Source organism: Vibrio marinisediminis, from assembly GCF_014050145.1.
Classification (GTDB): Bacteria; Pseudomonadota; Gammaproteobacteria; order Enterobacterales; family Vibrionaceae; genus Vibrio; species Vibrio marinisediminis.
Genome location: NZ_JACFYF010000111.1, coordinates 1 through 324 on the forward strand (window position 1 = coordinate 1; position 324 = coordinate 324).

Sequence of the window (324 nt, forward strand, 5' to 3'; positions counted from 1 at the left end):
TTCCAGCGCGACATTCGCGATCATGCCGGCGCCCAGGACCAGAGTGGCCCAGACAAGACCGAGCCCTCTCGTGACGGCGGCCCAGCCGGGCGTCGTGAAGGTTTGTAGCTCGGACAGGGCAACAACAAGCACGACGAGCGCGAGGGCATTCACGACGTAGATGACCGTGTTCCACGCGGTCAGGATGCCGGGGCGTGCCGCATCGAAGGCCAGCACGGCAGCGGGGTCGATGTCGTTCGAGCCGTAGCCCAGCGGCGCGAGCAGCGTCACCAGAAGCGCAAACCCGATCAGGTAGGTGGCGGCGCAGATCAGCGCGGCAATACC

The 324-nt window shown here is 66.4% G+C and carries 1 protein-coding gene; it reads right to left on the reverse strand.

Annotated elements, in window-relative coordinates; translation table 11 throughout:
- Positions 1-324, reverse strand: a 324-nt coding sequence (locus tag H2O73_RS20525; RefSeq protein WP_220457706.1) for a hypothetical protein, incomplete at both ends; no start/stop codon positions are given.